This window comes from Bacillus sp. FSL R5-0434, assembly GCF_038004745.1.
Lineage (GTDB): Bacteria > Bacillota > Bacilli > Bacillales > Bacillaceae > Bacillus > Bacillus halotolerans.
Map to the genome: position 1 here is coordinate 1,546,195 of NZ_JBBORV010000001.1, position 26,211 is coordinate 1,572,405.

The 26,211-nt window shown below is 43.6% G+C and carries 29 protein-coding genes and 1 pseudogene; 24 read left to right on the top strand and 6 right to left on the bottom strand.

Annotated features, from left to right (window positions below; all coding sequences use genetic code 11):
• Positions 1 to 6: 6 nt before the first annotated feature.
• Genes ctaD through ctaG form a run of 4 tightly spaced genes read left to right on the top strand, consistent with a single transcriptional unit; the run spans position 7 to position 3,753 of the window.
• Positions 7 to 1,875, top strand: a complete 1,869-nt coding sequence (gene ctaD / locus NYE43_RS08070) for a cytochrome c oxidase subunit I (RefSeq protein ID WP_024121286.1) — start codon at positions 7 to 9, stop codon at positions 1,873 to 1,875.
• Complete coding sequence (ctaE, locus tag NYE43_RS08075; protein ID WP_010334132.1) at positions 1,875 to 2,498, top strand: cytochrome c oxidase subunit III; 624 nt, start codon at positions 1,875 to 1,877, stop codon at positions 2,496 to 2,498. The genes ctaD and ctaE overlap by 1 nt, the downstream gene beginning before the upstream one ends.
• Before the next feature lie 2 nt (positions 2,499 to 2,500).
• A complete protein-coding gene (ctaF, locus tag NYE43_RS08080; protein WP_024121287.1) occupies positions 2,501 to 2,833 on the top strand; it encodes a cytochrome c oxidase subunit IVB in 333 nt (110 codons plus the stop codon).
• A 26-nt stretch (positions 2,834 to 2,859) separates the two neighbouring features.
• The gene (ctaG, locus tag NYE43_RS08085; RefSeq protein ID WP_024121288.1) at positions 2,860 to 3,753 is read left to right on the top strand and encodes a cytochrome c oxidase assembly factor CtaG; all 894 of its coding nucleotides are present in this window, start codon (positions 2,860 to 2,862) and stop codon (positions 3,751 to 3,753) included.
• A gap of 33 nt (positions 3,754 to 3,786) precedes the next feature.
• On the opposite strand, the gene NYE43_RS08090 is transcribed toward ctaG, so the two are convergent.
• Positions 3,787 to 4,149, bottom strand: a complete 363-nt coding sequence (locus tag NYE43_RS08090) for a YugN family protein (protein WP_106020356.1) — start codon at positions 4,147 to 4,149, stop codon at positions 3,787 to 3,789.
• Positions 4,150 to 4,288: 139 nt separating this feature from the next.
• Here NYE43_RS08090 and NYE43_RS08095 point away from each other — a divergent pair, with 139 nt between their 5' ends.
• The 8 genes from NYE43_RS08095 (at position 4,289) to coaD (ending at position 9,222) form a co-directional block, all read left to right on the top strand.
• The gene (locus NYE43_RS08095; protein WP_010334136.1) at positions 4,289 to 4,735 is read left to right on the top strand and encodes a CBS domain-containing protein; all 447 of its coding nucleotides are present in this window, start codon (positions 4,289 to 4,291) and stop codon (positions 4,733 to 4,735) included.
• Positions 4,736 to 4,820: 85 nt separating this feature from the next.
• Positions 4,821 to 5,858 carry a CAP domain-containing protein gene (locus NYE43_RS08100; RefSeq protein WP_024121290.1) on the top strand — a complete coding sequence of 346 codons (1,038 nt, stop codon included), beginning with the start codon at positions 4,821 to 4,823 and terminating at the stop codon, positions 5,856 to 5,858.
• A gap of 439 nt (positions 5,859 to 6,297) precedes the next feature.
• Positions 6,298 to 6,696: a YlbD family protein gene (locus tag NYE43_RS08105; protein WP_103671645.1), complete on the top strand. Its 399-nt coding sequence runs from the start codon at positions 6,298 to 6,300 to the stop codon at positions 6,694 to 6,696.
• Positions 6,697 to 6,711: 15 nt separating this feature from the next.
• The gene (locus NYE43_RS08110) at positions 6,712 to 6,951 is read left to right on the top strand and encodes a YlbE-like family protein (protein WP_024121292.1); all 240 of its coding nucleotides are present in this window, start codon (positions 6,712 to 6,714) and stop codon (positions 6,949 to 6,951) included.
• 127 nt (positions 6,952 to 7,078) lie between these two features.
• Positions 7,079 to 7,528 (top strand): regulatory iron-sulfur-containing complex subunit RicF, encoded by a 450-nt coding sequence (gene ricF, locus NYE43_RS08115; protein ID WP_010334140.1) that lies wholly within the window; start codon positions 7,079 to 7,081, stop codon positions 7,526 to 7,528.
• Positions 7,529 to 7,582: 54 nt separating this feature from the next.
• On the top strand, positions 7,583 to 7,855 hold the full coding sequence (locus NYE43_RS08120; RefSeq protein ID WP_024121293.1) for a YlbG family protein: 273 nt from the start codon (positions 7,583 to 7,585) through the stop codon (positions 7,853 to 7,855).
• A 322-nt stretch (positions 7,856 to 8,177) separates the two neighbouring features.
• A complete protein-coding gene (gene rsmD, locus NYE43_RS08125; RefSeq protein ID WP_105954181.1) occupies positions 8,178 to 8,735 on the top strand; it encodes a 16S rRNA (guanine(966)-N(2))-methyltransferase RsmD in 558 nt (185 codons plus the stop codon).
• 1 nt (position 8,736) lies between these two features.
• Positions 8,737 to 9,222, top strand: a complete 486-nt coding sequence (gene coaD / locus NYE43_RS08130; protein ID WP_024121295.1) for a pantetheine-phosphate adenylyltransferase — start codon at positions 8,737 to 8,739, stop codon at positions 9,220 to 9,222.
• Between the two features lie 12 nt (positions 9,223 to 9,234).
• Here coaD and ylbJ read toward each other — a convergent pair whose 3' ends face one another.
• Entirely contained in the window at positions 9,235 to 10,461 is a 1,227-nt protein-coding gene (gene ylbJ, locus NYE43_RS08135) for a sporulation integral membrane protein YlbJ (RefSeq protein ID WP_103671646.1), read from the bottom strand.
• 180 nt (positions 10,462 to 10,641) lie between these two features.
• Here ylbJ and NYE43_RS08140 point away from each other — a divergent pair, with 180 nt between their 5' ends.
• Both NYE43_RS08140 and ddcP read left to right on the top strand, forming a co-directional pair.
• Positions 10,642 to 11,421: a patatin-like phospholipase family protein gene (locus tag NYE43_RS08140; protein ID WP_024121297.1), complete on the top strand. Its 780-nt coding sequence runs from the start codon at positions 10,642 to 10,644 to the stop codon at positions 11,419 to 11,421.
• Positions 11,422 to 11,425: 4 nt separating this feature from the next.
• Entirely contained in the window at positions 11,426 to 12,451 is a 1,026-nt protein-coding gene (gene ddcP / locus NYE43_RS08145; RefSeq protein WP_185847990.1) for a protease DdcP, read from the top strand.
• Between the two features lie 44 nt (positions 12,452 to 12,495).
• Here the strand turns inward: ddcP and NYE43_RS08150 are convergent.
• The 3 genes and pseudogenes from NYE43_RS08150 to NYE43_RS08160 form a co-directional block, all read right to left on the bottom strand.
• Positions 12,496 to 13,646 (bottom strand): IS3 family transposase gene (locus NYE43_RS08150; protein ID WP_341061539.1). Its coding sequence is split into 2 segments (ribosomal slippage): positions 12,496 to 13,373 and positions 13,373 to 13,646, totalling 1,152 coding nucleotides; the frame shifts between segments, so codons are not numbered across the junction.
• Between the two features lie 110 nt (positions 13,647 to 13,756).
• Positions 13,757 to 15,004, bottom strand: coding sequence for a nucleotidyltransferase (locus NYE43_RS08155; protein WP_340927219.1), 1,248 nt, complete (start codon positions 15,002 to 15,004; stop codon positions 13,757 to 13,759).
• Positions 15,001 to 15,184, bottom strand: a pseudogene (locus NYE43_RS08160) (hypothetical protein). Before NYE43_RS08160 ends, NYE43_RS08155 begins: the two are co-directional and overlap by 4 nt.
• Before the next feature lie 27 nt (positions 15,185 to 15,211).
• On the opposite strand from NYE43_RS08160, the gene NYE43_RS08165 reads away from it, so the two are divergent.
• From NYE43_RS08165 to gerR, 3 genes are all read left to right on the top strand, one after another.
• Positions 15,212 to 15,730, top strand: coding sequence for a YceD family protein (locus NYE43_RS08165; protein WP_024121301.1), 519 nt, complete (start codon positions 15,212 to 15,214; stop codon positions 15,728 to 15,730).
• 21 nt (positions 15,731 to 15,751) lie between these two features.
• The gene (gene rpmF, locus NYE43_RS08170) at positions 15,752 to 15,931 is read left to right on the top strand and encodes a 50S ribosomal protein L32 (RefSeq protein WP_003154457.1); all 180 of its coding nucleotides are present in this window, start codon (positions 15,752 to 15,754) and stop codon (positions 15,929 to 15,931) included.
• A gap of 144 nt (positions 15,932 to 16,075) precedes the next feature.
• Complete coding sequence (gene gerR, locus NYE43_RS08175; RefSeq protein ID WP_185847988.1) at positions 16,076 to 16,657, top strand: sporulation-specific transcriptional regulator GerR; 582 nt, start codon at positions 16,076 to 16,078, stop codon at positions 16,655 to 16,657.
• A gap of 53 nt (positions 16,658 to 16,710) precedes the next feature.
• Here the strand turns inward: gerR and NYE43_RS08180 are convergent, their stop codons facing one another.
• Positions 16,711 to 17,193 (bottom strand): N-acetyltransferase, encoded by a 483-nt coding sequence (locus tag NYE43_RS08180; protein ID WP_024121303.1) that lies wholly within the window; start codon positions 17,191 to 17,193, stop codon positions 16,711 to 16,713.
• A 160-nt stretch (positions 17,194 to 17,353) separates the two neighbouring features.
• Here NYE43_RS08180 and NYE43_RS08185 point away from each other — a divergent pair, with 160 nt between their 5' ends.
• The 7 genes from NYE43_RS08185 (at position 17,354) to NYE43_RS08215 (ending at position 26,110) form a co-directional block, all read left to right on the top strand.
• A complete protein-coding gene (locus NYE43_RS08185) occupies positions 17,354 to 18,250 on the top strand; it encodes a 2-dehydropantoate 2-reductase (protein WP_185847987.1) in 897 nt (298 codons plus the stop codon).
• A gap of 70 nt (positions 18,251 to 18,320) precedes the next feature.
• Positions 18,321 to 19,940: a bacillithiol biosynthesis cysteine-adding enzyme BshC gene (bshC, locus tag NYE43_RS08190; protein WP_185847986.1), complete on the top strand. Its 1,620-nt coding sequence runs from the start codon at positions 18,321 to 18,323 to the stop codon at positions 19,938 to 19,940.
• 125 nt (positions 19,941 to 20,065) lie between these two features.
• Positions 20,066 to 20,497, top strand: coding sequence for a division/cell wall cluster transcriptional repressor MraZ (mraZ, locus tag NYE43_RS08195; protein ID WP_003221402.1), 432 nt, complete (start codon positions 20,066 to 20,068; stop codon positions 20,495 to 20,497).
• A 68-nt stretch (positions 20,498 to 20,565) separates the two neighbouring features.
• Positions 20,566 to 21,501 (top strand): 16S rRNA (cytosine(1402)-N(4))-methyltransferase RsmH, encoded by a 936-nt coding sequence (gene rsmH / locus NYE43_RS08200; RefSeq protein WP_044155985.1) that lies wholly within the window; start codon positions 20,566 to 20,568, stop codon positions 21,499 to 21,501.
• A gap of 39 nt (positions 21,502 to 21,540) precedes the next feature.
• Positions 21,541 to 21,894 (top strand): cell division protein FtsL, encoded by a 354-nt coding sequence (gene ftsL, locus NYE43_RS08205; RefSeq protein ID WP_003232200.1) that lies wholly within the window; start codon positions 21,541 to 21,543, stop codon positions 21,892 to 21,894.
• 5 nt (positions 21,895 to 21,899) lie between these two features.
• A complete protein-coding gene (gene pbpB, locus NYE43_RS08210; RefSeq protein WP_445662055.1) occupies positions 21,900 to 24,044 on the top strand; it encodes a penicillin-binding protein 2B in 2,145 nt (714 codons plus the stop codon).
• Positions 24,045 to 24,169: 125 nt separating this feature from the next.
• On the top strand, positions 24,170 to 26,110 hold the full coding sequence (locus tag NYE43_RS08215) for a stage V sporulation protein D (protein WP_024121311.1): 1,941 nt from the start codon (positions 24,170 to 24,172) through the stop codon (positions 26,108 to 26,110).
• Positions 26,111 to 26,211 lie beyond the last annotated feature (101 nt).

Below are 26,211 nucleotides of genomic sequence, written 5' to 3' on the forward strand. Positions count from 1 at the left end.
TCACATATGTTGAATGCGCTTACAGAAAAGCGGACGCGCGGATCTATGCTTTGGGATTATTTGACGACGGTGGACCATAAAAAAATCGCGATACTTTATTTAATCGCAGGTGGATTCTTTTTTCTTGTCGGGGGAATTGAAGCGATGTTTATCAGAATCCAGCTTGCAAAGCCGGAAAATGCTTTTCTCAGTGCTCAAGCGTACAATGAAGTGATGACGATGCACGGGACGACAATGATCTTTTTGGCTGCGATGCCGCTTTTATTTGCTTTGATGAATGCGGTTGTTCCATTGCAGATCGGAGCGCGGGATGTTTCGTTTCCATTTTTAAATTCGCTTGGTTTTTGGCTCTTCTTTTTCGGGGGCATTTTCTTAAACTTAAGCTGGTTTTTGGGAGGAGCGCCAGATGCGGGCTGGACGTCATATGCCTCGCTTTCGCTTCATTCAAAAGGGCACGGCATAGACTTTTTCGTCCTTGGACTGCAAATATCCGGACTGGGGACGCTGATAGCCGGGATTAACTTTTTGGCCACGATTATTAACATGAGGGCTCCCGGCATGACGTACATGAGGCTGCCTTTGTTTACATGGACGACATTTGTGGCGTCGGCATTGATTTTGTTCGCGTTTCCGCCGCTTACGGTTGGCTTGGCTCTTATGATGCTGGATCGGCTGTTCGGCACAAATTTCTTTAATCCTGAGCTTGGCGGTAACACGATTATTTGGGAGCATTTATTTTGGATATTCGGACATCCGGAGGTTTATATTCTGATTTTGCCTGCTTTCGGCATTTTCTCAGAGGTCATCCCGGTGTTTTCCAGAAAGCGTTTGTTTGGATATTCTTCAATGGTTTTTGCGATCGTGCTTATCGGTTTTCTTGGCTTTATGGTTTGGGTGCACCACATGTTTACGACAGGCCTCGGACCGATTGCGAACGCAATCTTTGCAGTTGCCACAATGGCGATCGCGATTCCGACCGGGATTAAGATATTTAACTGGCTGCTGACGATTTGGGGAGGAAATGTGAAGTACACGACGGCCATGCTGTATGCCGTCTCATTTATCCCATCCTTTGTGCTTGGCGGTGTGACAGGTGTCATGCTGGCTGCGGCAGCTGCAGATTACCAGTTCCATGATACGTATTTTGTTGTGGCGCACTTTCACTATGTCATTATAGGCGGAGTCGTATTCGGGCTATTAGCCGGTGTTCATTTCTGGTGGCCGAAAATGTTCGGTAAAATTCTGCATGAAACAATGGGGAAAATTTCATTTGTTTTGTTTTTTATCGGTTTCCATCTTACTTTTTTCATCCAGCACTTTGTCGGTTTAATGGGAATGCCGCGCCGTGTTTATACCTTCTTGCCAGGCCAGGGCCTTGAAACCGGCAACTTGATCAGTACAATCGGGGCGTTTTTTATGGCTGCAGCAGTTATCCTCCTGCTTGTCAATGTCATATGGACTTCGGTGAAGGGCGAATATGTCGGAGATGATCCATGGCATGACGGACGTACGCTTGAATGGGCTGTTTCGTCACCGCCGCCTGAATATAATTTTAAACAGCTTCCATTTGTCAGAGGGCTTGACCCGCTGTGGATCGAAAAGCAGGCGGGACACAAATCTATGACACCGGCTGAACCGGTTGATGATATCCATATGCCAAACGGTTCAATTCTGCCGCTGATCATTTCCTTCGGTCTCTTTGTCGCTGCCTTTGGTCTCTTGTATAGAACCGACCACGCTTGGGGCCTGCCGGTGATCTTTATCGGACTTGGCATCACATTTTTTACAATGCTGCTCCGTTCATTGATTGATGATCACGGTTATCATATTCACAAAGAGGAACTGCCGAACGATGATAAAGGGGTGAAGGCGTAATGCAAATTGAAGAAAAATTCACCGCAGAGACCTTTCCAGCTTCTCCCGAAAAAGCAACACTGGAAGGGAAAAATAAATTTTTAGGATTTTGGCTTTTTCTTGGGGGAGAGACTGTTCTGTTCGCGTCTCTCTTCGCCACTTTTCTTGCACTACGGAATTCAAACGCCGGTGACCCGCCTACGACAGAAATGTTTGATGTCACACTCGTTTTTATCGCCACAATGCTCTTATTAACGAGCAGTTTAACGAGTGTGTATGCGATGTACCATATGAAAAACTTTTCATTTGGCAAAATGCAGCTCTGGCTGGGAATTACCTTGTTATTGGGTGCGGGATTTTTAGGCTTGGAAATTTATGAATTTAAGCATTACACACATGAGTTTGGCTTTACCATCACAAGCTCGGCGCTTGGCTCATCGTTTTATACGCTTGTCGGCACACATGGTGCACACGTGGCGTTTGGCCTTTTGTGGATCAGCACGCTGATGATCCGCAATGCAAAAAGGGGCTTAAGCTTATATACAGCGCCTAAGTTTTACGTGGCCAGTCTTTACTGGCATTTTATTGATGTCGTGTGGGTCTTTATCTTTACCGTTGTATATTTAATGGGGATGGTGGGATAAACATGGTCGATAAAAAAAGCAGAGGACATATCAGCAGCGACCTTGAATATAAGAAAAAGAAGCATGCTCAGGAGATGAAATATCAAGTCATGTCTTTTGGCCTGATGATCGGCCTTACGCTCGTTGCATTTCTGACTGTGGCAACAGACGGCATCGGCAGCTGGTTTACGATTCCTTTCATTATACTGCTCGCGGCTATTCAAGTGATATTTCAGCTGTATTACTTCATGCATATGAATCAGAAAGGGCATGAAGCGCCGGCATTGTTTCTGTATTCAGGCATGTTTGTCGCGTTCATTACGGTGCTTGCGTTTGTTACAATTATATGGTGGTAATTTGAGCAGCCGCCGGAGGTGAAGACATGAATCAGTTAGACGTGTTTGGGTTTCGCGCCATGTGGAGCCCTTATCTTTTTTGTATCCTTTTAGGCATCACGGTGTTTTACATCTTTTTTTACAGACGGTTGACTTCAAAGCCTGACCGTATCACGGGTAAAGAAATGGCCTGTTTTCTGTCGGCGATGCTGTTTTTATATGCAGCCGAAGGAAGCCCGGTTGATCTGCTCGGACATATTATGTTCAGCGCCCATATGGTGCAGATGGCTGTTTTGTATTTAGTGGTTCCGCCTTTATTAATCGCAGGAATTCCCGCATGGGCCTGGGAAAAAATGATTTTTCGGCCTGCCATTAAACCATTTTTTACATTTTTCTCTACACCTTTAATTGCATTGCTTTTATTTAACGGCATTTTTTCTCTATATCATGTGCCGCTAATATTTGATACTGTCAAAACGGATACGCTTTACCATGCGTTAATGACTTGGCTCATCTTCGTGTTAGCGTTTTTTATGTGGTGGCCGCTCGTACACAAGGTGGCTCGGCTCCCGCAGCTCAGCGGTTTGATGAAGCTGGGCTATATTATGGCGGACGGTATGCTGCTCACGCCTGCTTGTGCACTGATCATGTTTAGCGGCACGCCATTATATGCCACTTATACCGATCCGTCTGCCTGGGCGGAAGCAATGAAGCTTTGTGTTCCTGCGGATATGCTGGGACAGGTTCCGTTAACAGGACCGGAAATGTTTAACACACTTCCTTTGTTAGAGGATCAGCAGCTTGGGGCAGTTATGATGAAAATCATTCAGGAAATTGTGTACGGCGCTTTTTTGGCTATTGTCTTTTTCCAATGGGTGAAGAAGGAAAGGGAAAAGGATGGACAGGAGGAGCCGCCTTATATTCAGCAGACGATATCATAAAAGGTACAGCGGCAATCGGCTGTACCTTTTTTATTACATTTGAACTGTTTTCAGCATGTCGGAGATGTCCTGGATGAGTGCCTTGCTTTTGGTCACAACCTGCACTGGGAATTCTTCTGTTTCTCCGTATTCCACTCCGTGCGGGTAATAGTGTTTTCCTAATAGAGGGGGCATTAATTGAATAACGGCGCGGCCGCTTCCGACATCGCCCTCTGCCGCAATGCCTTGAACCCGCAGGTAAAACGTTCCCTCAATCGTCGAAAACTTTCTGTCATAGGTCACTCTTTCATAATCCCATTGACCGGCTCTGATGAGTCCCTTGCTTTCCATCAAATCGTCCAAGAGGCTGAGCTCAGCCTTTACCCCTTCAAGTCCGCTATCAGTAAACTTCAACACTGACCCCTCCTTATAAAAATTACCTTTCCTGACAATCATAGTATGAAAGCGTTAAACTTTCAATGAATCTTCTTCTTTTGAAAGTATGCAAAAATGAAAATTTGACGAAAATATCACTAGATAAAAGGAGGTTTTACGGATGACAAAAATAAAAGATCTGATGACAGCTGACTTGCAATATTGCACGGTATTAGATAATGTATATGAAGCTGCGGTAAAGATGAAAGACGCGGATGTAGGAGCCATTCCGGTAGTTGATGAGGATGGAGAAACACTGGTCGGCATCGTAACCGATCGTGATCTGGTGTTAAGAGGCATCGCCTCAAAAAGGCCAAACTCGCAAAAAATCACTGACGCTATGACTGAAAAACCTGTCAGTGTGGAAGAGGACGCGCCAGTTGATGAGGTTCTTCATTTAATGGCATCCCATCAGCTCAGGCGCATACCTGTAACCAAAAACAACAAGCTGACTGGTATTGTCACGCTTGGCGATCTTTCCTTATCTGAACAAACAAATGAACGTGCCGGCAGTGCTTTATCAGATATTTCAGAGGACGAAAACAGAGAGCAAGGCTTTTTGCATTAACACATAAATCTTTGACATGTTAAATAGGCTGTATTGTAATGAAAAATAAGGCAAGACATGCAATTCACATCACGGGGGTGATAGATTGAAAAATATATTAAGAGCCATGGTTATCCTCTTGATTATTTGCGGAACTTACGTTCTGTTTATTCAATATGGGGCTGTTCCTGAAAAAAAATCAAATGACAGCGAACCTCAAGTCTCTAACGAGGAAGCGGCAAGCGGCAAACGAATACATATGCCGACTTCAGGATTATTGTCCTTTATGGGCAAATCCGCCGACGATGTAAAGAAAAAACTTGGGGAACCGGAACGTATTGACCCCTCGGCTTATGATTACGAATGGTGGGTTTACAATCAGGGAAAAGACCAGTATGTGCAAATCGGGATGCTGCACAATAAAGTGGTCACATTATTTGCGGCGGGAAATGATATTAACGCAAAGCCCTTCAAAATCGGTGAGTCAACGGGAGAAGTATTTAAGACAACCCAGGTGGCTCCGTTTGTAAATGTAGAGTATAAAGGAAATTCCTATCGGTTTGAGTTTTCTGAAGAGGACATCAACACCAGACCGACTGTAAAAGTAGGGAAGATGTACGTCCAGCTGTATATGGACAAATTTGAAGGGAAGCTATCCAGCATCAGGGCGTTTGATGCGCAAACCTTTGTCAAGCAAAGACCTTATGAGGTAGTGTACCGCGGTGAGTTAGTAGAACCGCAAACCGTTACGGAAGATAAGTGGAAAGAGATCCAATCAACGAGTGAAAAGCAAATACTCGATTTGACCAATGTTATTCGTGTCAAACATGGGTTAGCTAAGCTTGAGTGGGATCAGCCGACGGCCGAAGTGGCTTTTGGCCACAGTGAGGATATGAAAGAAAACAACTATTTCTCCCATGTATCGAAGAAATACGGCACGCTGAAGGACCGCTTAGAAAAAGGGGATGTCGACTTTGAGCAAGCGGGAGAAAATATCGCGTACAATTATGTGGACGGTCCGGCTGCTGTAGAAGGCTGGCTGAATAGTGAAGGCCATCGAAAAGCGCTTTTACATTCAGACTACACGCACCTTGGCGTCGGTGTAGACCGGAAGTATTACACTCAAAACTTTATTAAACGCTGAAATCAGCCGCGGACGACAGGTTCTGCGGCTTTTTATTGTTTCTGCAAAGGCTTTAGAACAAGGTGATTGCAGCAGACGAAGCTTTCTCAATGGATACTGTGAGTGACATTACCAAAAAAATGAACTTTTAAGGAGCTGAAGCTGGATCAACGTGTTGCTGTCCGGCTCTTTTTTGATGAGGAGACTTTAAGATCGGCCGGGGGCGATTAAGGATCTTGTTCTGATGGGCTTTGGAATGCGGAATCCCAAACATTTGCAAAAGGCAGGAATCTTGATTTCAGGAACAATTAAGGCCCCGGCTTTATCGGGGGAGGAAGCTTCTGTTATTCTGCGCTTCTTGTTTTACGAGAAAATGATTTTTCGATGAATATTAGGCGAACACAATGGCTCACAAACCGATACATTGTAGTAGGTATATTTTTCGGAGGGGGTGAGGATTGTGGCCAATCAACATGCCAATCATTCAATTAATGACTTTAAACAATTCGTTAAAAAACATCCCAAGCTGATTAAAGAAGTGCGCAAAGAACAAAGAAGCTGGCAGGACGTGTACGAAAATTGGGTCCTTTTCGGAGAGAAAGACCCAATTTGGGACCCGTACAGAGAACCGGAGGAAGCCGCAGAAGCGGCACCCGAAACATCAGAAAAAAATGATTTTGTTTCTAAAATGGTTACAGCTGTGAAAAAGATGGATGTCAATCAAATGAATGAACAGATCAATAAAATGAGCCAATCGATCTCATCGTTGCAAAGCCTTCTCAACACATTTTCCGGAAGCGGACAGAAGCAATCTCAGCCAGGACCCGGACAGCATCCTTTTTCTTTTCGGAAGGATTAATAAAGGAGAGCTTATATGCGCAAAGACGTTCAGGAATTTATTTTAGCAGATAAAGAACGAAAACGATTCTTAAGAGAACAGCCGATATGGTATCGGAGGCTTGCGAGAAAGCCGGATGACCTGGCTTCATTTCAGCTTGAGATGATGAATTTTTACGAAAAAACCATTCCGCATCGGGTGAATCAATTTACGAACGGGATTCAAATGGCGCAAATGATGATGCAAATGTTCCAGGCAATGCGGACAAAAGATTAAAAGACCCGAAAATGGGTCTTTTTCATTGTGTAAACTAGGGAGGCTTTTACAACTCCATTTTTAAGTGCGGCTAAGCATTTTCCAATTGGCTGGTTTCATGGTAAACTAACAACTGGAGGTGCGTGCTATGTATGCGACGATGGAATCCGTGCGGCTTCAAAGTGAAGCTCAGCAGCTTGCCGAGATGATTCTGCAGTCGGAGACGGCTGAGAACTACCGCAATTGTTACAAGCGTCTCCAGGAAGATGAAGAGGCAGGGCGGATTATTCGTTCTTTTATCAAAATAAAAGAGCAATATGAGGATGTGCAGCGTTTTGGCAAATATCATCCTGACTATAGAGAAATATCCCGAAAAATGAGGGAGATCAAACGGGAGCTCGACCTGAACGATAAGGTGGCCGACTTCAAAAAAGCAGAGACGGAACTGCAGTCTATTCTTGATGAAATCAGCGTTGAAATTGGGACAGCTGTATCAGAGCATATTAAAGTTCCGACTGGGAATCCTTATTTTGACGGTTTGTCTTCATGCGGAGGCGGCTGCGGATCAGGCGGCGGCTGCGGATGCAAAGTGTCATGACGAGACTGGCCGTCTCGTCTTTTACATATAAGAGAAATCAGGCAGGTGAATGTATTGGAGAATAGACGCCAAGGCATGATTGTGTATCTTCATTCTTTAAAGCAAAGCAAAATGCTGAGAAAGTTTGGAAATGTGCATTATGTGTCAAAACGCTTAAAATATGTCGTGCTGTATTGTGATATGGGCCAAATTGAAAAAACAATGGACAAGATCTCATCTTATTCTTTTGTTAAGAAAGTTGAGCCTTCATATAAACCGTTTTTAAAATTGGAATTTGAGTCAAAGCTTGATAAAGCAAAAGAATATGATTATAAAATCGGAATATAGCTGTATAAAAAAATCCCCGCAGGTTTCTGCGGGGTCCTTCTATTCCTTAACAAGTTAAGGAGAAGGCAAAGGGAGAGGAGAAACCGGAGGAAGAACTTATGGGGAAACGTAAGTCTTCTCCGCGGTTGGCAACAACATCCTCTGGATGCTGTTGCTTATAGTATGGACAATGATCATTCCGCTTATACACTTGTATATGAAGATTAGCGCTCATTGTTTGAAAGAATGCTTTATGATAAGATAGGATTGGTTTTTTCTTATACATAACGGCGTCCGGCCGAACAAGGAAACAAAATAGCTTTTAGAAAAAGTGGTGTGGAACATGAGAGTAATTTCTGGATCAAAAAAAGGCCGTTCACTAAAGGCAGTGCCGGGAACATCAACGAGACCGACAACCGATAAAGTGAAGGAATCCATTTTCAATATGATTGGCCCTTATTTTGACGGGGGCAGGGGACTTGACTTATTCGCAGGAAGCGGAGGTCTTGGTATTGAAGCGCTTTCACGAGGGTTTGAGCATTGTGTATTTGTTGACCGTGATTTTAAAGCGATTCAAACGGTGAAATCGAACTTGAAAACATTAGAGCTTACAGCATACGCAGATGTGTACCGTAATGATGCGGAACGTGCTTTGCACGCAGCTGCGAAAAGAGAAGCGGGCTTTCACGGGATTTTTCTTGATCCTCCGTATAAGGAACAAAAACTGAAGGCGCTCTTAAGTGTGATAGACGAACAACAAATGCTGGAGGATGGCGGCTTTATCGTCGCAGAGCATGACAAAGACGTCGAGCTTCCCGAAGCAGTAGGTGATCTAGTGATAACAAGAAAAGAAACCTACGGCCTGACAGGGGTGGCGATCTATAAAAAGAGGGGGTTGTGATGTGACGAGTATAGCTGTCTGTCCCGGCAGTTTTGATCCGGTGACCTACGGGCATCTGGATATCATTAAACGCGGGGCCAATATATTTGATCAAGTGTATGTGTGTGTGCTGAACAATTCTTCAAAAAAGCCGCTATTCAGTGTAGAAGAACGCTGTGAGCTTTTGAGAGAAGTGACAAAAGACATTCCGAACATAACAGTTGAAACGTCACAAGGGCTGTTAATTGATTATGCAAAAAGAAAAAATGCAAAAGCCATTTTAAGAGGCTTGAGAGCGGTGTCTGATTTTGAGTACGAGATGCAGGGAACATCCGTAAACCGTGTGCTTGATGAATCAATTGAAACCTTTTTTATGATGACAAATAACCAATATTCTTTCTTAAGCTCAAGCATAGTAAAAGAAGTGGCAAAGTATAAAGGTGCGGTGTCAGAATTTGTACCGCCGGAAGTCGAGAAGGCGCTTCAGGAAAAATTCAGGCAAGGATGAGTGTTTTTAAGCTCATCCTTTTTTTGTACCGTTTGTCAGTCTGTAAGAAAAAATGAAAATGTACGTAAACAGTGCACATAACGTGACAGCAGGGCCAATCTGCACAAGCAGATTCCATCCGCTGATAAGAGCTGTCGGCAGCTCACCTGTATCAAGAGATTTAAAAACGTACTGATCATGGTCATGCCACGCAGTGTAAAGAGGTTTCCATAACAGAATGACAAAAACGGCGGCATAAATGCCTTGCAGCACACGCGCGATAAAGAATGGTTTAAATCTGATGTCCGTCTCTGATAAAATGCCTGCCACCTGAGCCTGAACGGAAAAGCCGCTGAATCCGAGGATAAAGCTGACAACAACAGCTTTTTGCAAAAGGGAGACATCTGTCTCGCTGACAAGCTTGCTTCCTAATGTGATTTCAAACATTCCTGATAATAGAGGAATGTCCAATTGAGCGGGAAGCTGAAACAAGGTCAGTGCGCCTTTTGTAACAATAGAGAGAATATCGGTCAGCTGTACGACGGATAACAAACGATTAAAGACAGAAAACAAAATAATAAAACCGCCTACCATTAGAAGCGTTTGAACGGATGAGGTTACAGCGTCGCCCAAAATTTTTCCTAAAGGCCGTTTTTCCGCAAGCCTTGCGGTGTGAAGCGCATGTAAAGCATCTTTGATAGAAGGCAAAGCTATGGTTTTATTTCTCATGAGCTGGCGCTCTTCTTTACGCCCGTAGGAGCGCATCGTTAAACCGACAGCCAAATTGCCCAAATAGTGTGCAGATGCTAATAAAATACCTAATGACGCATTCTGAAAAAAGCCGACGGCGACAGCTCCAAAAATAAAGAGCGGGTTGGATGAATTGGTGAAGGAAGCAAGCCGTTCTGCTTCTACTCTTGAAATCTGTTTTTCCTGCCGCAGCCTTGCCGTCAGTTTTGCGCCCGCGGGGTTCCCTGATGCCATGCCCATGGCCAGAACGAAGCCGCCGACACCCGGCACGCGGAAAATAGGGCGCATAAAAGGCTCAAGCAGAACACCGACAAACCTTACAATACCAAAGCCGATTAATAGCTCAGACAGTATGAAAAACGGCAGCAAAGACGGAAATACGACCTCCCACCACATGGACAGCCCGGTTTTAGAGGCTTCGAATGAGGCCTGCGGATGTGAGATGACAGTCGCTGTTAAAAAAATAAAAAACGCAGCAATCAAAAGTGTATGAATCTTCGACAAGTTCATTCTTACCTCCCCGACGCTAAAAATGCACAATGACATGTATATCATGATAAAATATGGTATGACTCGAAACGGCCAAGCAGTACCTGTCCTCTTGACCCTTTGTACTAATATACGAGCATAGGGGTTCAGTTTAGACCATAGAATTCCGTATACAGGGAATTCGGGCAGGAGGTTAACATGTTGGCCAAACCTAAAATCGGGTTAGCGTTAGGATCGGGAGGCGCCAGAGGACTTGCTCATCTCGGCGTGCTTTCCAGTTTACATAAGCACCAAATTGATGTGGATATGATTGCGGGGAGCAGTATGGGCGCTTTGGTCGGCAGCTTCTATGCCGCGGGGCATGACGTGGAAACGATGAAAAAAGTCGCCAAGGCTTTCAAACGGCGGCTCTATGCTGATTATACGGTACCGAAACTCGGTTTTTTGAGAGGTGACCGTGTCAGGCAGCTCGTGCATGCTTATACATTCGGCAAACCGATTGAGGAACTCAAAATCCCTCTTGGAATTGTCGCGTGTGATCTGCAGACAGGAGAAAAGATTGTTTTCCGCAAAGGGTCAGTGTCAGATGCGGTTCGGGCAAGCATCAGCATACCAGGCATTTTTATTCCGCAGAAGCTGGACGGACGGCTTCTCGTAGACGGCGCGGTGGTCGACCGTATTCCGGTTTCTGTTGTAAAAGATATGGGGGCTGACATTATCATCGCTTCAGATGTCTCCAGGGTTCGGAAAACCGAAAAGGCGGCGCATATTTTTGATGTAATCATGCAAAGTATGGATATACTGCAAAATGAATTGGTGCGACATCAAACGATTGCCGCTGATATCATGATTCGCCCTTCTCTTGAAACATACAGCTCCAGCTCGTTTGCCAATATTGATGAAATGATATCGGCAGGCGAGGAGGCAACAAACCGAATGATCAGCCAGATAAAAAAAGAAATAGAGAATTGGGAGGGCTAATAACTTGCTACGTAAAAAACATTTCAGCTGGATGCTTGTCATCCTCATACTGATTGCCGTTGTATCATTTATAAAACTGCCATACTATATTACAAAACCGGGAGAAGCGACAGAGCTCGGCTCACTGATAAAAGTGGAGGGGGGCTACCTGGAAACAGGGAGTCTGTCCTTAATGACTGTCAAAGTGGGACCGGCTAATCCATTTACATACGCATGGGCTAAAATGCACCCCTATTATGAAATTGTTCCTGATGAAAGCATCAAGGAAGAAGGCGAATCAGATAAGGAATATATGAAACGGCAGCTGCAAATGATGAAAAGCTCTCAGGAAAATGCCGTCATCGCCGCATATCAAAAGGCAGGAAAAAAAGTAAGCTATTCCTTTAACGGCATCTACGCAAGCTCAGTTGTCGAAAACATGCCAGCGAAAGGGAAAATAGAAGTCGGCGATAAAATCATCAGTGCGGACGGAAAAAACTATCAGTCTGCTGAAAAGCTGATCGATTATATCAGCAGCAAAAAAGCCGGGGATAAAGTAAAGTTAAAAATCGAAAGAGAAGAAAAAGAAAAGACGGTCACCCTTGCGTTAAAACAATTTCCTGATGAGCCTGGCCGTGCCGGAATCGGGGTTTCGCTGTATACGGACAGAAACGTCAAGGTAAAGCCTGATATTGATTTCGAAATCGAAAATATCGGCGGCCCGTCAGCGGGATTAATGATGTCGCTTGAAATCTATAATCAGCTGACAAAAACAGATGAAACAAAAGGCTACGACATTGCAGGCACCGGAACGATTGATATTGACGGGAAAGTCGGCCCGATCGGCGGCATTGACCAAAAAGTTGTTGCCGCAGACAAAGCCGGCAAAGACATTTTCTTCGCTCCGAATCAAAACGGCGCCAGCAATTCTGATTACAAAAATGCAGTAAAAACAGCGAAAGACATTGATTCGGACATGAAGATCGTGCCTGTTGATACGCTGCAGGATGCGATTGATTATTTGAATAAGCTGACAGCGAAAAGCACCTGATATGGGACTGACCCCCGTTTTTGAGACAGGGATCAAAACACCTTTTATACAGCCAATTGCCGATAGCTTATCGGTGATTGGCTGTTTAGTTTCGTTTGAATACGAATGTTGTTATAATAATAAATGTATTCTTTGACAGTGCGTTCTACGATGGCGGTCGTGGTTCGATTAATGCTGTTAAGATAGAACGTTTCAGACTTTAGTGAGGAATGAAACGATTCGATGGAGGCATTATCAGCGGGCGTCCCTTTGCGGGACATGCTCATGGTAATGCCTTTTGTTTTAACAGCTTTCTGATACTCATAAGATGTATACACAGATCCTTGGTCACTATGTAACACGCAGTTCTGAGGCAGTGTTGGCAGCTGATCAAGTGTGTTTAAGACAAAGTCTGTGTCCTGCTTATCTCCAATCGTGAAAGCAATCACTTCTCCATTGTATACATCCAATATACTGGAAAGGTACAATTGTTTCTGTCCATAAGGCAAATACGTGATATCCGTTACTAGTTTTTCAAGAGGATGATCGGACTGAAAGTTCCGATCTAATATATTATCAACCACGGCATATGGCTGCCCATTCTTCTTGCGCTTTTTCACCTTAACCCGGCACTGCCACTGATTTTTCTGCATGATACGCTGAACCGTTTTATGGTTAATACGCATTTCCTTTTTTAATATAGCTGTAATTTTTCGATATCCATATCGATACTTGTGCTCTCGGCACAACGTGCCGATTTGTTTTTCCAAATGGCGCTTGGGATGATCTTTCATCAGGTTCTTCTTCCAACGATAATAAGACGCTCGTGAGATACCTAAATGAACACAGATATTCTGTACGGTCATTGTGCCGTGCAATACTTCTACAAGTTCGACTGACGTTTGGCTATCAACTTCCTTTCCAATTCGTTGTACTTTTTTAAAACTTCATTTTGTTGTCTCAGATAACGGTTCTCTGCCTGCAGTTTCTCTAATTCGGAAGAATACTCCGGACCTTTTCCGTAAGTGTATTGCTTACCAACAGGCTGTTCAAATCGATGTGTATCCCCAGCTTTATGCCATCTAACCCATGTCTGAACCTGCGTCTTATTCTTGATATTCAATTCCTGCATGATCGCTTTCATAGGCACGCCTGCCAATCTCATTTCTACAGCCTTCTGTTTGACTTCAATCGGATAACTCATTCTTGTTCCCATACAAAAAACACCTCCAAGTCTTATTTCGGATAACAACTATCCGTTTTCAAACTTGAAGGTGTTTTTTATTTGTCTCATCTTATGGGGTCAGTCCCTATCCAGGTGCTTTTTTATATGCTCAAAAAACGGTGTTCATCCTCGTCATATCGTATTGGGGCATGTCCGTATTCTTGTAAATCAAACTCGGTTCTAAGGGGCTCTTCTATCGCAAGGCTGTAGATTCTGCTTGCTTTAATATCCAGATCGAGAGCGGGGTGGGAAAAGGAGGCCAGCTTGCTGACAAGCGGAACGGACAGCTCCTTTTTCTTTTCTGATAAAAAGGCCTGTCCTTTTTTCGTCATCCCAAGTAGTCTGATATAAGGCACCTCTTCGACATTGAGCAGACGGTGAATCTCCTGTTTTTTCGTTCTCGTTAAAATGTGTGTACTCATCCGCTGAAGCCTCGTCCACGTATATCGCTTTGTTTTCAGAAACTCCATAAATTCCTGATAGGAGCTGGCTTTTCTGATTGAACGGAGGATTCTGTTCTCCAGCCCTTCCTCAACCTCGTATATGTGCTGTAATTCTAAGGCTGTGAGAGTCGAAAGACTATATTTCAAGTAAGAAAAATAGCTTTCTGGTGTATGCCACAGCCCGAAAGACTTGCGGTAATCCGCTAATTCCCGTGCAGCTGCTGCGGGAAGAAACGTAACGCAGTCTTCAAAAGGCTTTTCAATCAGAGCTTTTCTGATGCTGGTCGCGCTGGCGATATGGCTGTCTTCATCAGGAAGGTCGGCATCATGATAATCCGAGGAGATTCTCGATGTCGTATAGGGTTTCATTTTATATCCGCCGGAAAGAATCGATTTCACATAATGGTACCCCAAAATGTTGTTCGGCTTCGACATATCAAGTCCGTTTTCTGTATGTAAAATCGATTTGAAGGCGATAGCAGCAGCTGATGGATAACTGGCCCCCTTTTTAAGCTCTTCTTTGATATATTGATCAAACGAATCTTTATGCTCATCCATCACCTTTGCGGTTTCTAAAAACGGCTCAATCTGTCCGTTCTCACTCCCGAAAAACAGTGCCTCGCATCCCAGTTTGTTCAAAGTGGAGACGCTGCCGTGTGCAAAAATCTCCGCTTTTTGCACCGCGTAAAGATAAGGCAGTTCGATTACGAGGTCGACTCCGCTTTGAAGCGCCATTTTTGTGCGGGCCCATTTGGATACAACAGCAGGCTCCCCGCGCTGCAGAAAATGTCCGCTCATCACCGCAACAGCCGTGTCACATCCGGTTTGCCGCTTGGCTGTTTGGGCATGATAAAGATGTCCGTTATGAAAGGGATTGTACTCAACCACCAATCCGACAGCTTTCATATTTTTTCCGCCTTTCTTGCTATGTTTAAAAACGTATGGTACATTTGCAATTGAAAACTCTTACGTCTTTTTTGATTTAAGTGTATGCATAGTATATTCAGCTGTCAACGATGCTTGGCTGGCAGCATTATGCTGTAAAGAAAAAATATTGACAAAAACATTCTTAAAAGCTATAATCATGTTTGTTGCTTTCCTGAGGTGATACAAATGAAATGGACGATTTATCAGTTGCATCAAATGAAAAAACCGAGTTTTGAGTTTGATGAGACAGTTGAGTTACATGAGCTGACAAAGCTGAATTCTGACATTCGCCGCATTTCTCCTGTAAGGGTGAAAGGCAGAGCGGATATCAAATCTAAGCAGGTTTCGTTTGATTTTACGATCTCAGGCGAAATGATTTTGCCATGCTCAAGAACACTCGTTGATGTTCCGTATCCATTTACAATTTCGACAAAAGAACTGTTTATATTTCATCAGACGGATGATATAGAAGATGATGACGTTCACACTGTTGAGGACGATACTATCGACTTAACTCCGATCGTGAAAGAAGAAATTCTTTTAGAAATCCCTATGCAAATCTTTTGTGAATCTGAACAAGAAAAAGGAGCTGCTCCTCAAGAAGGAAAGGACTGGCAAGTCATTTCAGAGGAAGACAAGAAGAACAAAGTCGATCCGAGACTTGCAGCCCTTGAAAAGCTCTTAAAACAAGATGATGAATCTTAACTCTTTAAGGAGGTGGGAATAATGGCTGTACCTTTTAGAAGAACTTCTAAAATGAAAAAAAGATTGCGCCGTACACATTTCAAACTTAATGTACCTGGTATGACAGAATGTCCGTCATGCGGAGAGATGAAATTGTCTCACCGTGTATGCAAAGCATGCGGATCATACAACGGCAAAGACATAAATGTAAAAAGTAACTAATAAGAAAAGCGCAGGGTGAAAACCCTGCGCTTTTTCTTTTTTTCTTCCTGTCAGCTTGCAGAAAATTTGTGAGTGCAAATAGTCTATCTAATCTATTACCGGCATATGTATGAGATAAATAAGCTGACATGGAGGGAGATTGATTTGACCATTACAAGACAAGATGCTTGGACACAGGATGAGGATTTGCTGCTGGCAGAAGTAGTGCTTCGTCATATTCGCGAGGGCGGAACACAGCTTTCTGCCTTTGAGGAGGTCGGAAGGGCACTGACCAGAACAGCCGCTGCCTGCGGATTCAGGTGGAACTCTTATGTGAGAAAGCAATACCAATCAGGCATAGAACTGGCAAAAAAACAGCGGAAAGAACTAAGGAAACAAATTGGGGTTCATTCCGTCAATATGCCGAATTCCGTCAAGCAGGCTGCCCCGGCAGCTTCAGAGGGGAAAAGAGATTTGTCCATTCAGGATGTGATTGAGTTTCTCGAACAGTTTAAAGAAGCGCCGTCCGCGCAAGAATTCCACATTGAAAAGGAAAAAATGAAGGAGCAAATTCAGTCGCTGCAAAAAGAACTCGAGGATTTACGGAGTGAAAACCAAACATTGAGAAACCAGTTGGAGATGACAGAAGAGGACTACAAGGCACTGATCGATATAATGGATCGAGCCAGAAAAATGGTTGTTTCGAAAGAAGACGGGAGACTGAAAAAAACAGCTCAAGAAACGTAATGAACCATCAAATGAACCGGCCCTAGGATCATCAAAGGCCGGTTGTTTCATTTCTATGCTGATTCACCCGGTGTCATTTCGCCATCCATATCCGGATGCCAGATGAGCGGGTTTTCCCCTTTGTCCCGCGCCATGTCATATTTGACTGGTTCAAAGTTCATTTTACTAAAAAACTCTGCTGATTTAATCCGAGAATTTGTTCGAATCGGCATTCTGAATGATTTGGCGAATTCAACCAATGCTGTACCGTAGCCCCTGTTTTGATAACCTGGAAGGACCTCAAGCTTCCAAAGCTCTAAGTAATCCTGATGTTGGTCGAAGTAAGGATTTGATTTGCCATTGACTTGATACAGACTCATTCGCGCTACCAGTTTATCCCCGAAATAAATCCCATAAAAAGGCGAAGTGCTGTCATTTTCAATGATATTATCTTGAAGATCTTCAAGCATTGAGAGCTCTTGTATACCGTATTCTTTGAATTTCTTGAATTCTTCAAGCGTTTTATAGTTGACGAGCAGACGTTCTACTTTAATCAAACCAATCTCCCCCTTTGTTGTTCTCTACATATATTGTAAACGCTTTATTTAAAAAATCCAAATATTTAAACTTTAATTTAAGTGTTTTGAAATCTCTGTGAAGTATTTTTTTCATACTTCTGCTATGATAATACGTAAATGTTAAATTGGGTGTGACATCATGAAAATTGGAATTCTCGGCGGGGGCTCCGTCGGTCTTTTATGTGCCTATTATTTATCTTTGGATCATGAGGTGACTGTTTTGACAAGGCGGGATGAACAGGCCGCAGCGATTCAATCGGAAGGGATTCAGCTTTATAAAGCCGGAAAAGCGTTCAATGCTCATTGCAGCGCGGGCACAGCTATTGATTCATGTTTTGACCTTCTTGTCGTGACAGTGAAACAGCATCAGCTTCAGACTGTTTTCCCGATGCTTGAACGAATCAAAAAAACAAATATTTTATTTTTGCAAAACGGTATGGGCCATATACACGGCCTTAAAGACTGGGGTGCTGACCATTCCGTTTATGTTGGGGTTGTTGAGCACGGAGCTGTAAGGAAATCGGATACAGCCGTTGAACATACAGGCATTGGTGCGATAAAATGGAGCGCGTTCAAGCAAGCTGAACCAGATCTCCTGAACGCGGTGCTTCAGCATAACCATTCCGAATTCCCAATTCGCTATGAGATGGATTGGTATCGCCTGCTGACGGGCAAGCTGATCGTAAACGCCTGCATCAATCCGTTAACTGCGCTTCTGCGTGTGAAAAATGGAGAGCTGTTGACTGTGCCTGCTTATTTTTCTTATATGAAGCTCGTTTTTCAAGAGGCGTGCAGCATTTTGCGGCTGGAAGATGAAGAGGCGGCCTGGGAGCGTGTACGTGCAGTTTGTGAGCAAACGAAAGACAATCGCTCTTCCATGCTGGTCGATGTGGCCGCCGGACGGCAGACGGAGGCTGACGCCATCCTCGGATATTTGCTGAAAGAAGCACAGCTTCAAGGCCGCGACGCTGTTCACCTTGCGTTTTTACATGGCAGCATCAAAGCTTTGGAGCGAAACCCAAACAAAGTCTTTTGAGCTTTTCTGGTAACATGCTATACTCATTTCGGATAACTAACTATTTATTGGAGAAAGGAAGTTCTAGAAGATGCAGCTAACTGAACTTTCCATCAAAAATCAGAATGTGTTTGTACAGCACTATATAGATGGTAAAGAAGAAATGTCTTCTTTTTTTGATTACAGCATTCATCATAAGGATATGTGGCAAGAAAGACTGAAAGGTTTATCCTCGCGGGTTTTCGCAAGAGAGGAATTGACAGCCTATTTATCCTCTTATCACAACAAATTCGGCTCAAGCGCCATGCAGCATTCTATTGAGAAGCTGAAGGATCCGTCAAGTGTTGCTGTTGTCGGCGGACAGCAGGCAGGGCTTTTAACAGGACCGCTTTACACCATACATAAAATCATCTCAATTATTGTTTTAGCAAAGGAAAAGGAAGAACAGCTGCAAGTGCCTGTTGTACCGATCTTTTGGGTTGCCGGAGAAGACCATGATTTGGATGAAATTAATTTTGTCCACACGTCAGAAGAAAGCGGTCCGGTGAAAAAAAAGCTACCGCAGTCTTACTGGAAAAAGTCATCTGCCGCCAACACACCGCTTGACCAAGAAAAATGCGCCGCATGGATAGACGATGTGTTTGCGGCTTTTGAAGAAACAGACCATACGAACACACTTCTAGAACATGTGAAACGATGTTTAAGGGAATCTGTTACGTTTACTGATTTCTTTGAACAGCTGATTGCGGATCTGTTTCAAGAGGAAGGCTTAGTATTGTTAAATTCCGGAGACCCGGGAATTAAAAAGCTGGAAACCGCCATGTTCCAAAAGATCCTCCGTGACAATGATGAACTTGCACACGCTGTTTCTAAACAGCAGGACTTCATGCGCGAAGCGGGCTACAAGCCGATTATCGAGTCTGGAAAAGAGCAGGCAAATCTGTTTTATGAATATGAAGAGGAACGCTTTTTAATTGAGAAGGACAACGGCCGTTTTGTGATTAAGGAGCTTGATCTGGCATGGTCGATGGATGAACTTTATACGCATATAGAAGAACATCCTGAACGCTTCAGCAATAATGTTGTAACGAGACCGTTAATGCAGGAATTTTTGATTCCTACCTTGGCATTTATCGCGGGCCCCGGTGAAATCAACTATTGGGGTGAGCTCAAACAGGCTTTTGCAGCGATGGGCTTTAAAATGCCTCCTGTTATGCCGAGGCTGAACATCACGATAGTCGAGCGCCATATTGAGAAAAAACTGGTTGAACGAAAGATATCATTACAAGAGGCGATAGAAGGCGGGACGGAAAACCAAAAAGAAAAATACTTTGAACACCAGATTCCAGAAGAGTTTACCGCGGTGATTGAGCAAGCAAAAAACCAGATTGAAGCAATTCATAAAACCGTCCGGCAGGAGGCGCTTAAGGTTGATCAGAGCATGGAGCCTTTGCTCCTGAAGAACGCGGCGTTTATTCAGGACCAGCTTCAGTTTTTAGAGCGTACAGTGACAAAACGAATTGAAGAAAAAGAAGGCTATGTCTTAAGGGATTATGAGAGAATCCAAAATAGCATTAAACCGCTGCTCGCACCGCAAGAGCGAATTTGGAATATCATGTATTATTTAAACAGGTACGGTCCAAAATTCTTCACATCATTCAAGAATCTGCCATTTTCTTTTCAAAATCAACATCAAGTTGTCAAACTTTGAAATAAAGTTTTAAAGAACCCTGAATAGTTCAGGGTTTTTTTTTATGTATAAACAGTGTAAAATGAAGTTGTGGAGAGAAGTGGTGGATAGTGGTGAGTTAAGGAGAGAAAGTGGGGCAAAAGATCATGTTTATGGGTGAATACCAGCATACAATCGATGCGAAAGGCCGCATGATCGTACCCGCTAAATTCAGAGAAGGCCTCGGTGAGCAGTTTGTGCTGACAAGAGGACTTGATCAATGTCTCTTCGGCTACCCTATGCACGAGTGGAAACAGATTGAAGAAAAACTAAAAGCTCTTCCTCTCACAAAAAAAGATGCCCGCGCATTTACCCGTTTTTTCTTTTCAGGTGCGACAGAATGCGAACTGGACAAGCAGGGCAGGGTGAATATCGCATCATCTCTATTGAATTACGCAAAACTGGAAAAAGAATGTGTTGTTATCGGGGTTTCGAATCGAATTGAATTGTGGAGTAAAGTAATTTGGGAACAATACACAGAAGAGCAAGAAGATTCATTCGCTGAAATTGCTGAAAACATGATTGGGTTTGATATATAATGAATCTTCGTGTATAACACTCTAAAAACAATTTCAATTCATCCTGATAAAAGGTGGGACCAACACAAATGTTTCAACACAAGACAGTACTTCTTCGTGAAACCGTTGACGGCCTAAATATTAAACCGGACGGTACATATGTAGACTGCACACTCGGCGGAGCTGGGCACAGTACATATTTATTACAGCAGTTATCAGAGAAAGGGCGTTTAATCGCTTTTGACCAAGATGACACGGCATTACAGCATGCAGAAGAAGCGTTGTCCGATTATCAAGGACAGCTTATTCTGATTAAAAGCAACTTTAGGTATTTAAAAGAATGTTTACATGAACACGGCATTACTGAAGTAGACGGTATTTTATTTGATTTAGGGGTGTCTTCCCCGCAGCTGGATACACCGGAAAGAGGATTCAGTTACCATCATGACGCACCTTTGGACATGAGGATGGACCAGTCGGCCACGCTTACGGCGAAAGAGGTCGTAAATGAGTGGCGCTATGAGGATCTTGTCCGTATTTTCTTTAAATACGGTGAAGAGAAGTTCAGCAAACAGATCGCCAGAAAAATTGAGGAGGCAAGAAGCAAATCTCCTATTCAAACTACGGGCCAACTGGTCGATCTAATAAAAGACGCGATTCCCGCTCCGGCCAGAAGGAGCGGAGGACATCCCGCAAAACGCGTGTTTCAGGCAATCAGAATTGCTGTGAACGATGAACTGAAGGTTTTTGAAGAGGCTTTGGAGCAAGCGATTGACGTGTTAAAGCCGGGGGGCAGGGTATCAGTGATTACCTTCCACTCACTTGAGGACAGAATTTGTAAATCTACGTTTAAAGAGAAGTCGTCACTTCCGGAACTTCCTCCGGGTCTTCCTGTTATACCGGAAGAGTTTGAACCGGAGCTCAAGCTTATCACAAGAAAACCGATCACGGCATCTGAAGAAGAGTTGGCAGAAAACAATCGTGCTCGTTCTGCGAAGCTTCGAATTGCTGAAAAAAGAAAATAACAATACGCGAACGCAAACTTAAAAGGAGGTCATCAGCCTATGAGCAATTTAGCTTATCAACCAGAGAAACAGCAACGGCATGCGATCAGTCCTGAGAAAAAAGTGATTGTCAAGAAAAGGGCTTCCATTACACTCGGAGAAAAGGTGCTTCTCGTCCTCTTCGCTGCGGCAGTGCTGAGCGTATCGCTTTTGATCGTATCGAAGGCATATGCGGCTTACCAAACAAATATAGAGGTGCAAAAGCTTGAGGAGCAAATTTCTTCCGAAAACAAGCAGATTGGTGACCTCGAAAAAAGCGTTGCTGATTTAAGCAAGCCGCAGCGCATTATGGATATTGCGAAAAAGAACGGCTTGAATTTAAAAGATAAAAAAGTGAAAAACATACAGGAATGATTCAAATGCCAAAAAAGAATAAATTTATGAACAGAGGAGCGGCGATTCTAAGTATTTGTTTCGCTCTCTTTTTCTTTGTCATCCTTGGGAGAATGGCATATATTCAAATAACCGGAAAAGCCGACGGTGAAGTGCTTGCGACAAAAGCGACAGAGCAGCATGAAAAGAAACGGACAATCGAAGCGAGCCGGGGCTCCATTTTAGACAGAAATGGAAAAGTGATTGCTGAGGATACAGCTACGTATAAGCTGATCGCTGTTCTTGATGAAAAAATGACAACTGACAAAAAGCATCCGCAGCATGTCCAGAACAAGGAAAAAACAGCGGAAGAACTGTCTAAAGTGATAGATTTGGACAAGGCTGAAATCCTTGATATCTTAAATAAGAAGGGTGCAAAACAAGTTGAGTTCGGATCAGCAGGCCGGGATATTACCTATTCCCAAAAACAGAAAATCGAAAAGCTGAAACTTCCGGGAATTTCATTTTTGCGTGATACAAAGCGGTACTATCCGAACGGCATATTTGCGTCCAACTTAATCGGCTATGCCGAGGTTGACCAAAAAACAAATGAAATTACGGGCGCGATGGGCTTAGAAAAAGTGCTGGATCAGTATTTGAAGGAGCGGGACGGATACGTAACATATGAAAGTGACAAATCCGGCTGGGAGCTCCCGAACAGCAAAAATAAAATTACAGCGCCAAAAAATGGTGACAATGTATATTTAACCATTGATCAGAAAATTCAAACCTTTTTAGAAGACAGTATGACAAAAGTGGCGGAAAAGTATAAACCGAAAAAAGTCATGGCCGCAGTTGTTGATCCGAAAACGGGCAAAGTGTTAGCAATGGGTCAGCGTCCAAGTTTTGACCCGAATACGCGTGATGTGACGAATTACTATAACGATTTGATTTCATATGCGTATGAGCCCGGGTCAACGATGAAGATTTTCACACTCGCTGCTGCCATACAGGAGAATGTGTATAACGGCAATGAAAAGTACAAGTCCGGAACATATATAGTTGGCGGAGAACCTGTAAGGGACCATAATGATGGTGTAGGCTGGGGGCCAACAACATATCATGACGGTGTTGTAAGGTCTTCAAATGTTGCTTTTGCCAAACTGGCTAATGAAAAATTGGGCTATTCCCGGTTTAATGAGTATCTTCATAAGTTCAATTTCTATCAAAAAACAGGCATTGACTTGCCGGGTGAAGCATTAAGTAAAATCAATTTTAAATATGAATTTGACAAAGCATCGACTGCATATGGCCAAGCCTCTGCTGTTACACCAATTCAACAGCTGCAGGCTGCAACTGCGATAGCAAATGACGGTAAAATGATGAAACCCTATGTCATAGACCATATTGTTGACCCTGACAAGAAAAAAACCATTTATCAAAATAAACCTCAGTCCGCCGGTACCCCAATTTCTGCGGATACCGCTAAAAAGGTTCGTAATATTTTAGGTGATGTCGTTACCTCTGATATTGGTACTGGACAGCCATATAAAATTGAAGGTTTTGATGTGGCTGTTAAAACCGGAACAGCGCAAATTGCCGGACAGAACGGTTATCTATCTGGACGCGATAATTACGTATTTTCCGTAATGGGAATGGCGCCTAAAGATGATCCTGAGCTGCTTATCTATGTTGCAGTGCAGCAGCCGCAATTAGAAAATGATGAAACAGGTTCTAATCCAGTATCTGAAATCTTCAACCCAACAATGAAAAACAGCCTACACTACCTGAACATTGAACCGACTGAAACGTCTGATTCAAATAAGGAAGAAACGAAAGCGCAGGCGATGCCTGACTTAACAGATCAAACTGTAACAGGTGCTCAAAAGAAAGCGAAAGACGAAAACCTCACACCGATTGTGATCGGAAGTGATATTGCAGTAAAAGAGCAATATCCAAAAGCGGGTGAGGAAGTTTTGACCAATCAGAAGGTCTTCCTGAAAACGGGGGGCAAAATCAAGATGCCTGATATGACAGGCTGGTCGAGAAGAGAGGTTCTTCAATACGGCGATTTGGCAGGAATTCATATTGAAGTGAGCGGACAAGGTTACGCTGTGAGCCAAAGCGTTAAGAAGGACAAAGAAATAAAAGACGGAACCGTGATCAAGGTGAAGTTTAAGAATCCTGATTAAATAGAAAGAAAGCTTACCCCGTCGGGTGAGCTTTCTTTTTTTATATCTCCAAAGAGGAGCGCCGTTCTACCTGTCCACACGCAGGCATAAAATGAAACAAGCCTAAATAAGGAGTGAACGGTGCCTTGCGCGTCTCGAATGTAACGGTTAGAAAACGTTTATTATTTGTTTTGCTTTTTGGAGTGATCGTATTTCTGATCATTGATACAAGGCTGGGGTATGTTCAGTTTGTCATGGGAGAGAAACTGACTTCTCTGGCGAAGGATTCCTGGAGCCGGAACCTGCCGTTTGAGCCGGAACGGGGAGAGATCCTTGATCGGAACGGCGTTAAGCTTGCCACAAATAAAAGTGCACCGACCGTATTTGTCGTGCCGCGCCAAGTCCAGAATCCGCTGAAAACGAGCAAACAGCTGGCTGCGGTGTTAAATATGTCTGAAGAAAAAGTATATAAGCACGTCACGAAAAAAGCATCGATAGAAAAGATTACGCCAGAAGGGAGAAAAATTTCAAATGAGAAGGCAAAAGAAATCAAAGCGCTCGATTTAAAAGGGGTGTATGTAGCGGAGGATAGTATCCGCCATTATCCGTTCGGCAGCTTTTTATCTCATGTACTTGGGTTTGCCGGTATTGATAACCAAGGACTTCTTGGGCTTGAAGCCTATTATGATGATGATTTAAAAGGAGAAAAAGGCTCTGTTAAGTTTTATACAGATGCCAAAGGGAAGAAAATGCCCGATGAAGCGGATGACTACACGCCTCCTAAGGATGGACTCGATATGAAGCTGACTGTGGATTCGAAGGTGCAAACTATAATGGAACGAGAGCTTGATAATGCTGAAGCTAAATATCATCCAGACGGTATGATTGCAGTCGCAATGAATCCGAAAAACGGAGAAATACTTGGAATGGCAAGCAGACCTGACTTTGATCCGGCTGATTACCAATCTGTTGACCCGTCCGTTTACAATCGGAATCTCCCTGTATGGAGCACATACGAGCCGGGTTCTACCTTTAAGATTATTACACTTGCGGCGGCTCTGGAGGAGCAGAAAGTCAACCTGAAACGTGACCAATTTTATGATAAAGGGCATGCAGAAGTAGACGGAGCAAGACTGCGCTGTTGGAAAAGGGGCGGCCACGGGCTGCAAACGTACCTTGAAGTTGTGCAAAACTCCTGTAACCCCGGCTTCGTTGAATTGGGCGAGAGATTGGGCAAAGAAAAGCTATTCAAATATATAAAAGGCTTTGGATTTGGCCAAAAAACCGGGATTGACCTGCAGGGGGAAGGAACAGGGATTTTATTTCCACTTGACAGAGTAGGCCCGGTTGAGCAAGCGACAACCGCCTTCGGACAGGGAGTATCCGTCACGCCGATTCAGCAGGTTGCAGCCGTTTCTGCCGCTGTTAACGGCGGCACGCTCTACACACCTTATATAGCAAAAGAGTGGCTTGATCCGGTAACCAAAAAAACTGTCAAAAAACAATCGCCAATCGCCAAGAAACAAGTCATTTCTAAGGAAACATCAAAACAAATCCGCTATGCTTTAGAAAGCGTCGTTGCAGAAGGCACCGGACGCAATGCGTTTGTCGAAGGCTATCGTGTCGGCGGAAAAACAGGAACAGCACAAAAGGTTAAAGATGGAAAATACCTCGAAAACAACCACATTGTATCATTTATCGGTTTCGCTCCGGCTGACGACCCGAGTCTTGTCGTCTATGTCGCGGTGGATAACCCGAAAGGCACGATTCAGTTTGGCGGAACCGTTGCAGCACCTATTGTGGGAAGTATTATGAGAGACAGCCTGCCGGAGCTTGGTGTTAAGCCTAGGAAAAATCAAATCGAAAAAAAATACCAATGGAACGACACAAAAACAATAGAAGTTCCGAATGTTGTAGGGATGTCTGTCTCAGATCTTGAGTCACTCTTGGTGAATCTGAATATAGATGCTTCCGGAAAAGGAAGCAAAATCGTCAAACAATCACCAGCTGCAGGAACAAAAGTAAAAGAGGGCTCTAAGATACGTGTTTATTTGACTGAAGAAGATGAAAAGGAGGCAGCCGATTGATTCGGGCTGCCTATTATTTTATTGCAGAAAAATGCTGATATCTTTCAAGATTAGCTGGATGTATCCTTTTTTTTACGCTAAAATATGAACTGTATGCTTAA

Excerpts from the sequence above, each read along its gene's own strand:
- NYE43_RS08165 (WP_024121301.1), top strand. The coding sequence starts at position 15,212 with ATGAAATGGACGATTTATCAGTTGCATCAAATGAAAAAACCGAGTTTT.
- rsmH (WP_044155985.1), top strand. The coding sequence starts at position 20,566 with ATGTTTCAACACAAGACAGTACTTCTTCGTGAAACCGTTGACGGCCTA.
- rpmF (WP_003154457.1), top strand. The coding sequence starts at position 15,752 with ATGGCTGTACCTTTTAGAAGAACTTCTAAAATGAAAAAAAGATTGCGC.
- ftsL (WP_003232200.1), top strand. The coding sequence starts at position 21,541 with ATGAGCAATTTAGCTTATCAACCAGAGAAACAGCAACGGCATGCGATC.
- NYE43_RS08110 (WP_024121292.1), top strand. The coding sequence starts at position 6,712 with ATGCGCAAAGACGTTCAGGAATTTATTTTAGCAGATAAAGAACGAAAA.
- ricF (WP_010334140.1), top strand. The coding sequence starts at position 7,079 with ATGTATGCGACGATGGAATCCGTGCGGCTTCAAAGTGAAGCTCAGCAG.
- NYE43_RS08155 (WP_340927219.1), bottom strand. The coding sequence starts at position 15,004 with ATGAAAGCTGTCGGATTGGTGGTTGAGTACAATCCCTTTCATAACGGA.
- bshC (WP_185847986.1), top strand. The coding sequence starts at position 18,321 with ATGCAGCTAACTGAACTTTCCATCAAAAATCAGAATGTGTTTGTACAG.
- ctaD (WP_024121286.1), top strand. The coding sequence starts at position 7 with ATGTTGAATGCGCTTACAGAAAAGCGGACGCGCGGATCTATGCTTTGG.
- ctaF (WP_024121287.1), top strand. The coding sequence starts at position 2,501 with ATGGTCGATAAAAAAAGCAGAGGACATATCAGCAGCGACCTTGAATAT.
- ctaE (WP_010334132.1), top strand. The coding sequence starts at position 1,875 with ATGCAAATTGAAGAAAAATTCACCGCAGAGACCTTTCCAGCTTCTCCC.
- ctaG (WP_024121288.1), top strand. The coding sequence starts at position 2,860 with ATGAATCAGTTAGACGTGTTTGGGTTTCGCGCCATGTGGAGCCCTTAT.
- NYE43_RS08095 (WP_010334136.1), top strand. The coding sequence starts at position 4,289 with ATGACAAAAATAAAAGATCTGATGACAGCTGACTTGCAATATTGCACG.
- rsmD (WP_105954181.1), top strand. The coding sequence starts at position 8,178 with ATGAGAGTAATTTCTGGATCAAAAAAAGGCCGTTCACTAAAGGCAGTG.
- pbpB (WP_445662055.1), top strand. The coding sequence starts at position 21,900 with ATGCCAAAAAAGAATAAATTTATGAACAGAGGAGCGGCGATTCTAAGT.
- NYE43_RS08185 (WP_185847987.1), top strand. The coding sequence starts at position 17,354 with ATGAAAATTGGAATTCTCGGCGGGGGCTCCGTCGGTCTTTTATGTGCC.
- mraZ (WP_003221402.1), top strand. The coding sequence starts at position 20,066 with ATGTTTATGGGTGAATACCAGCATACAATCGATGCGAAAGGCCGCATG.
- ylbJ (WP_103671646.1), bottom strand. The coding sequence starts at position 10,461 with ATGAACTTGTCGAAGATTCATACACTTTTGATTGCTGCGTTTTTTATT.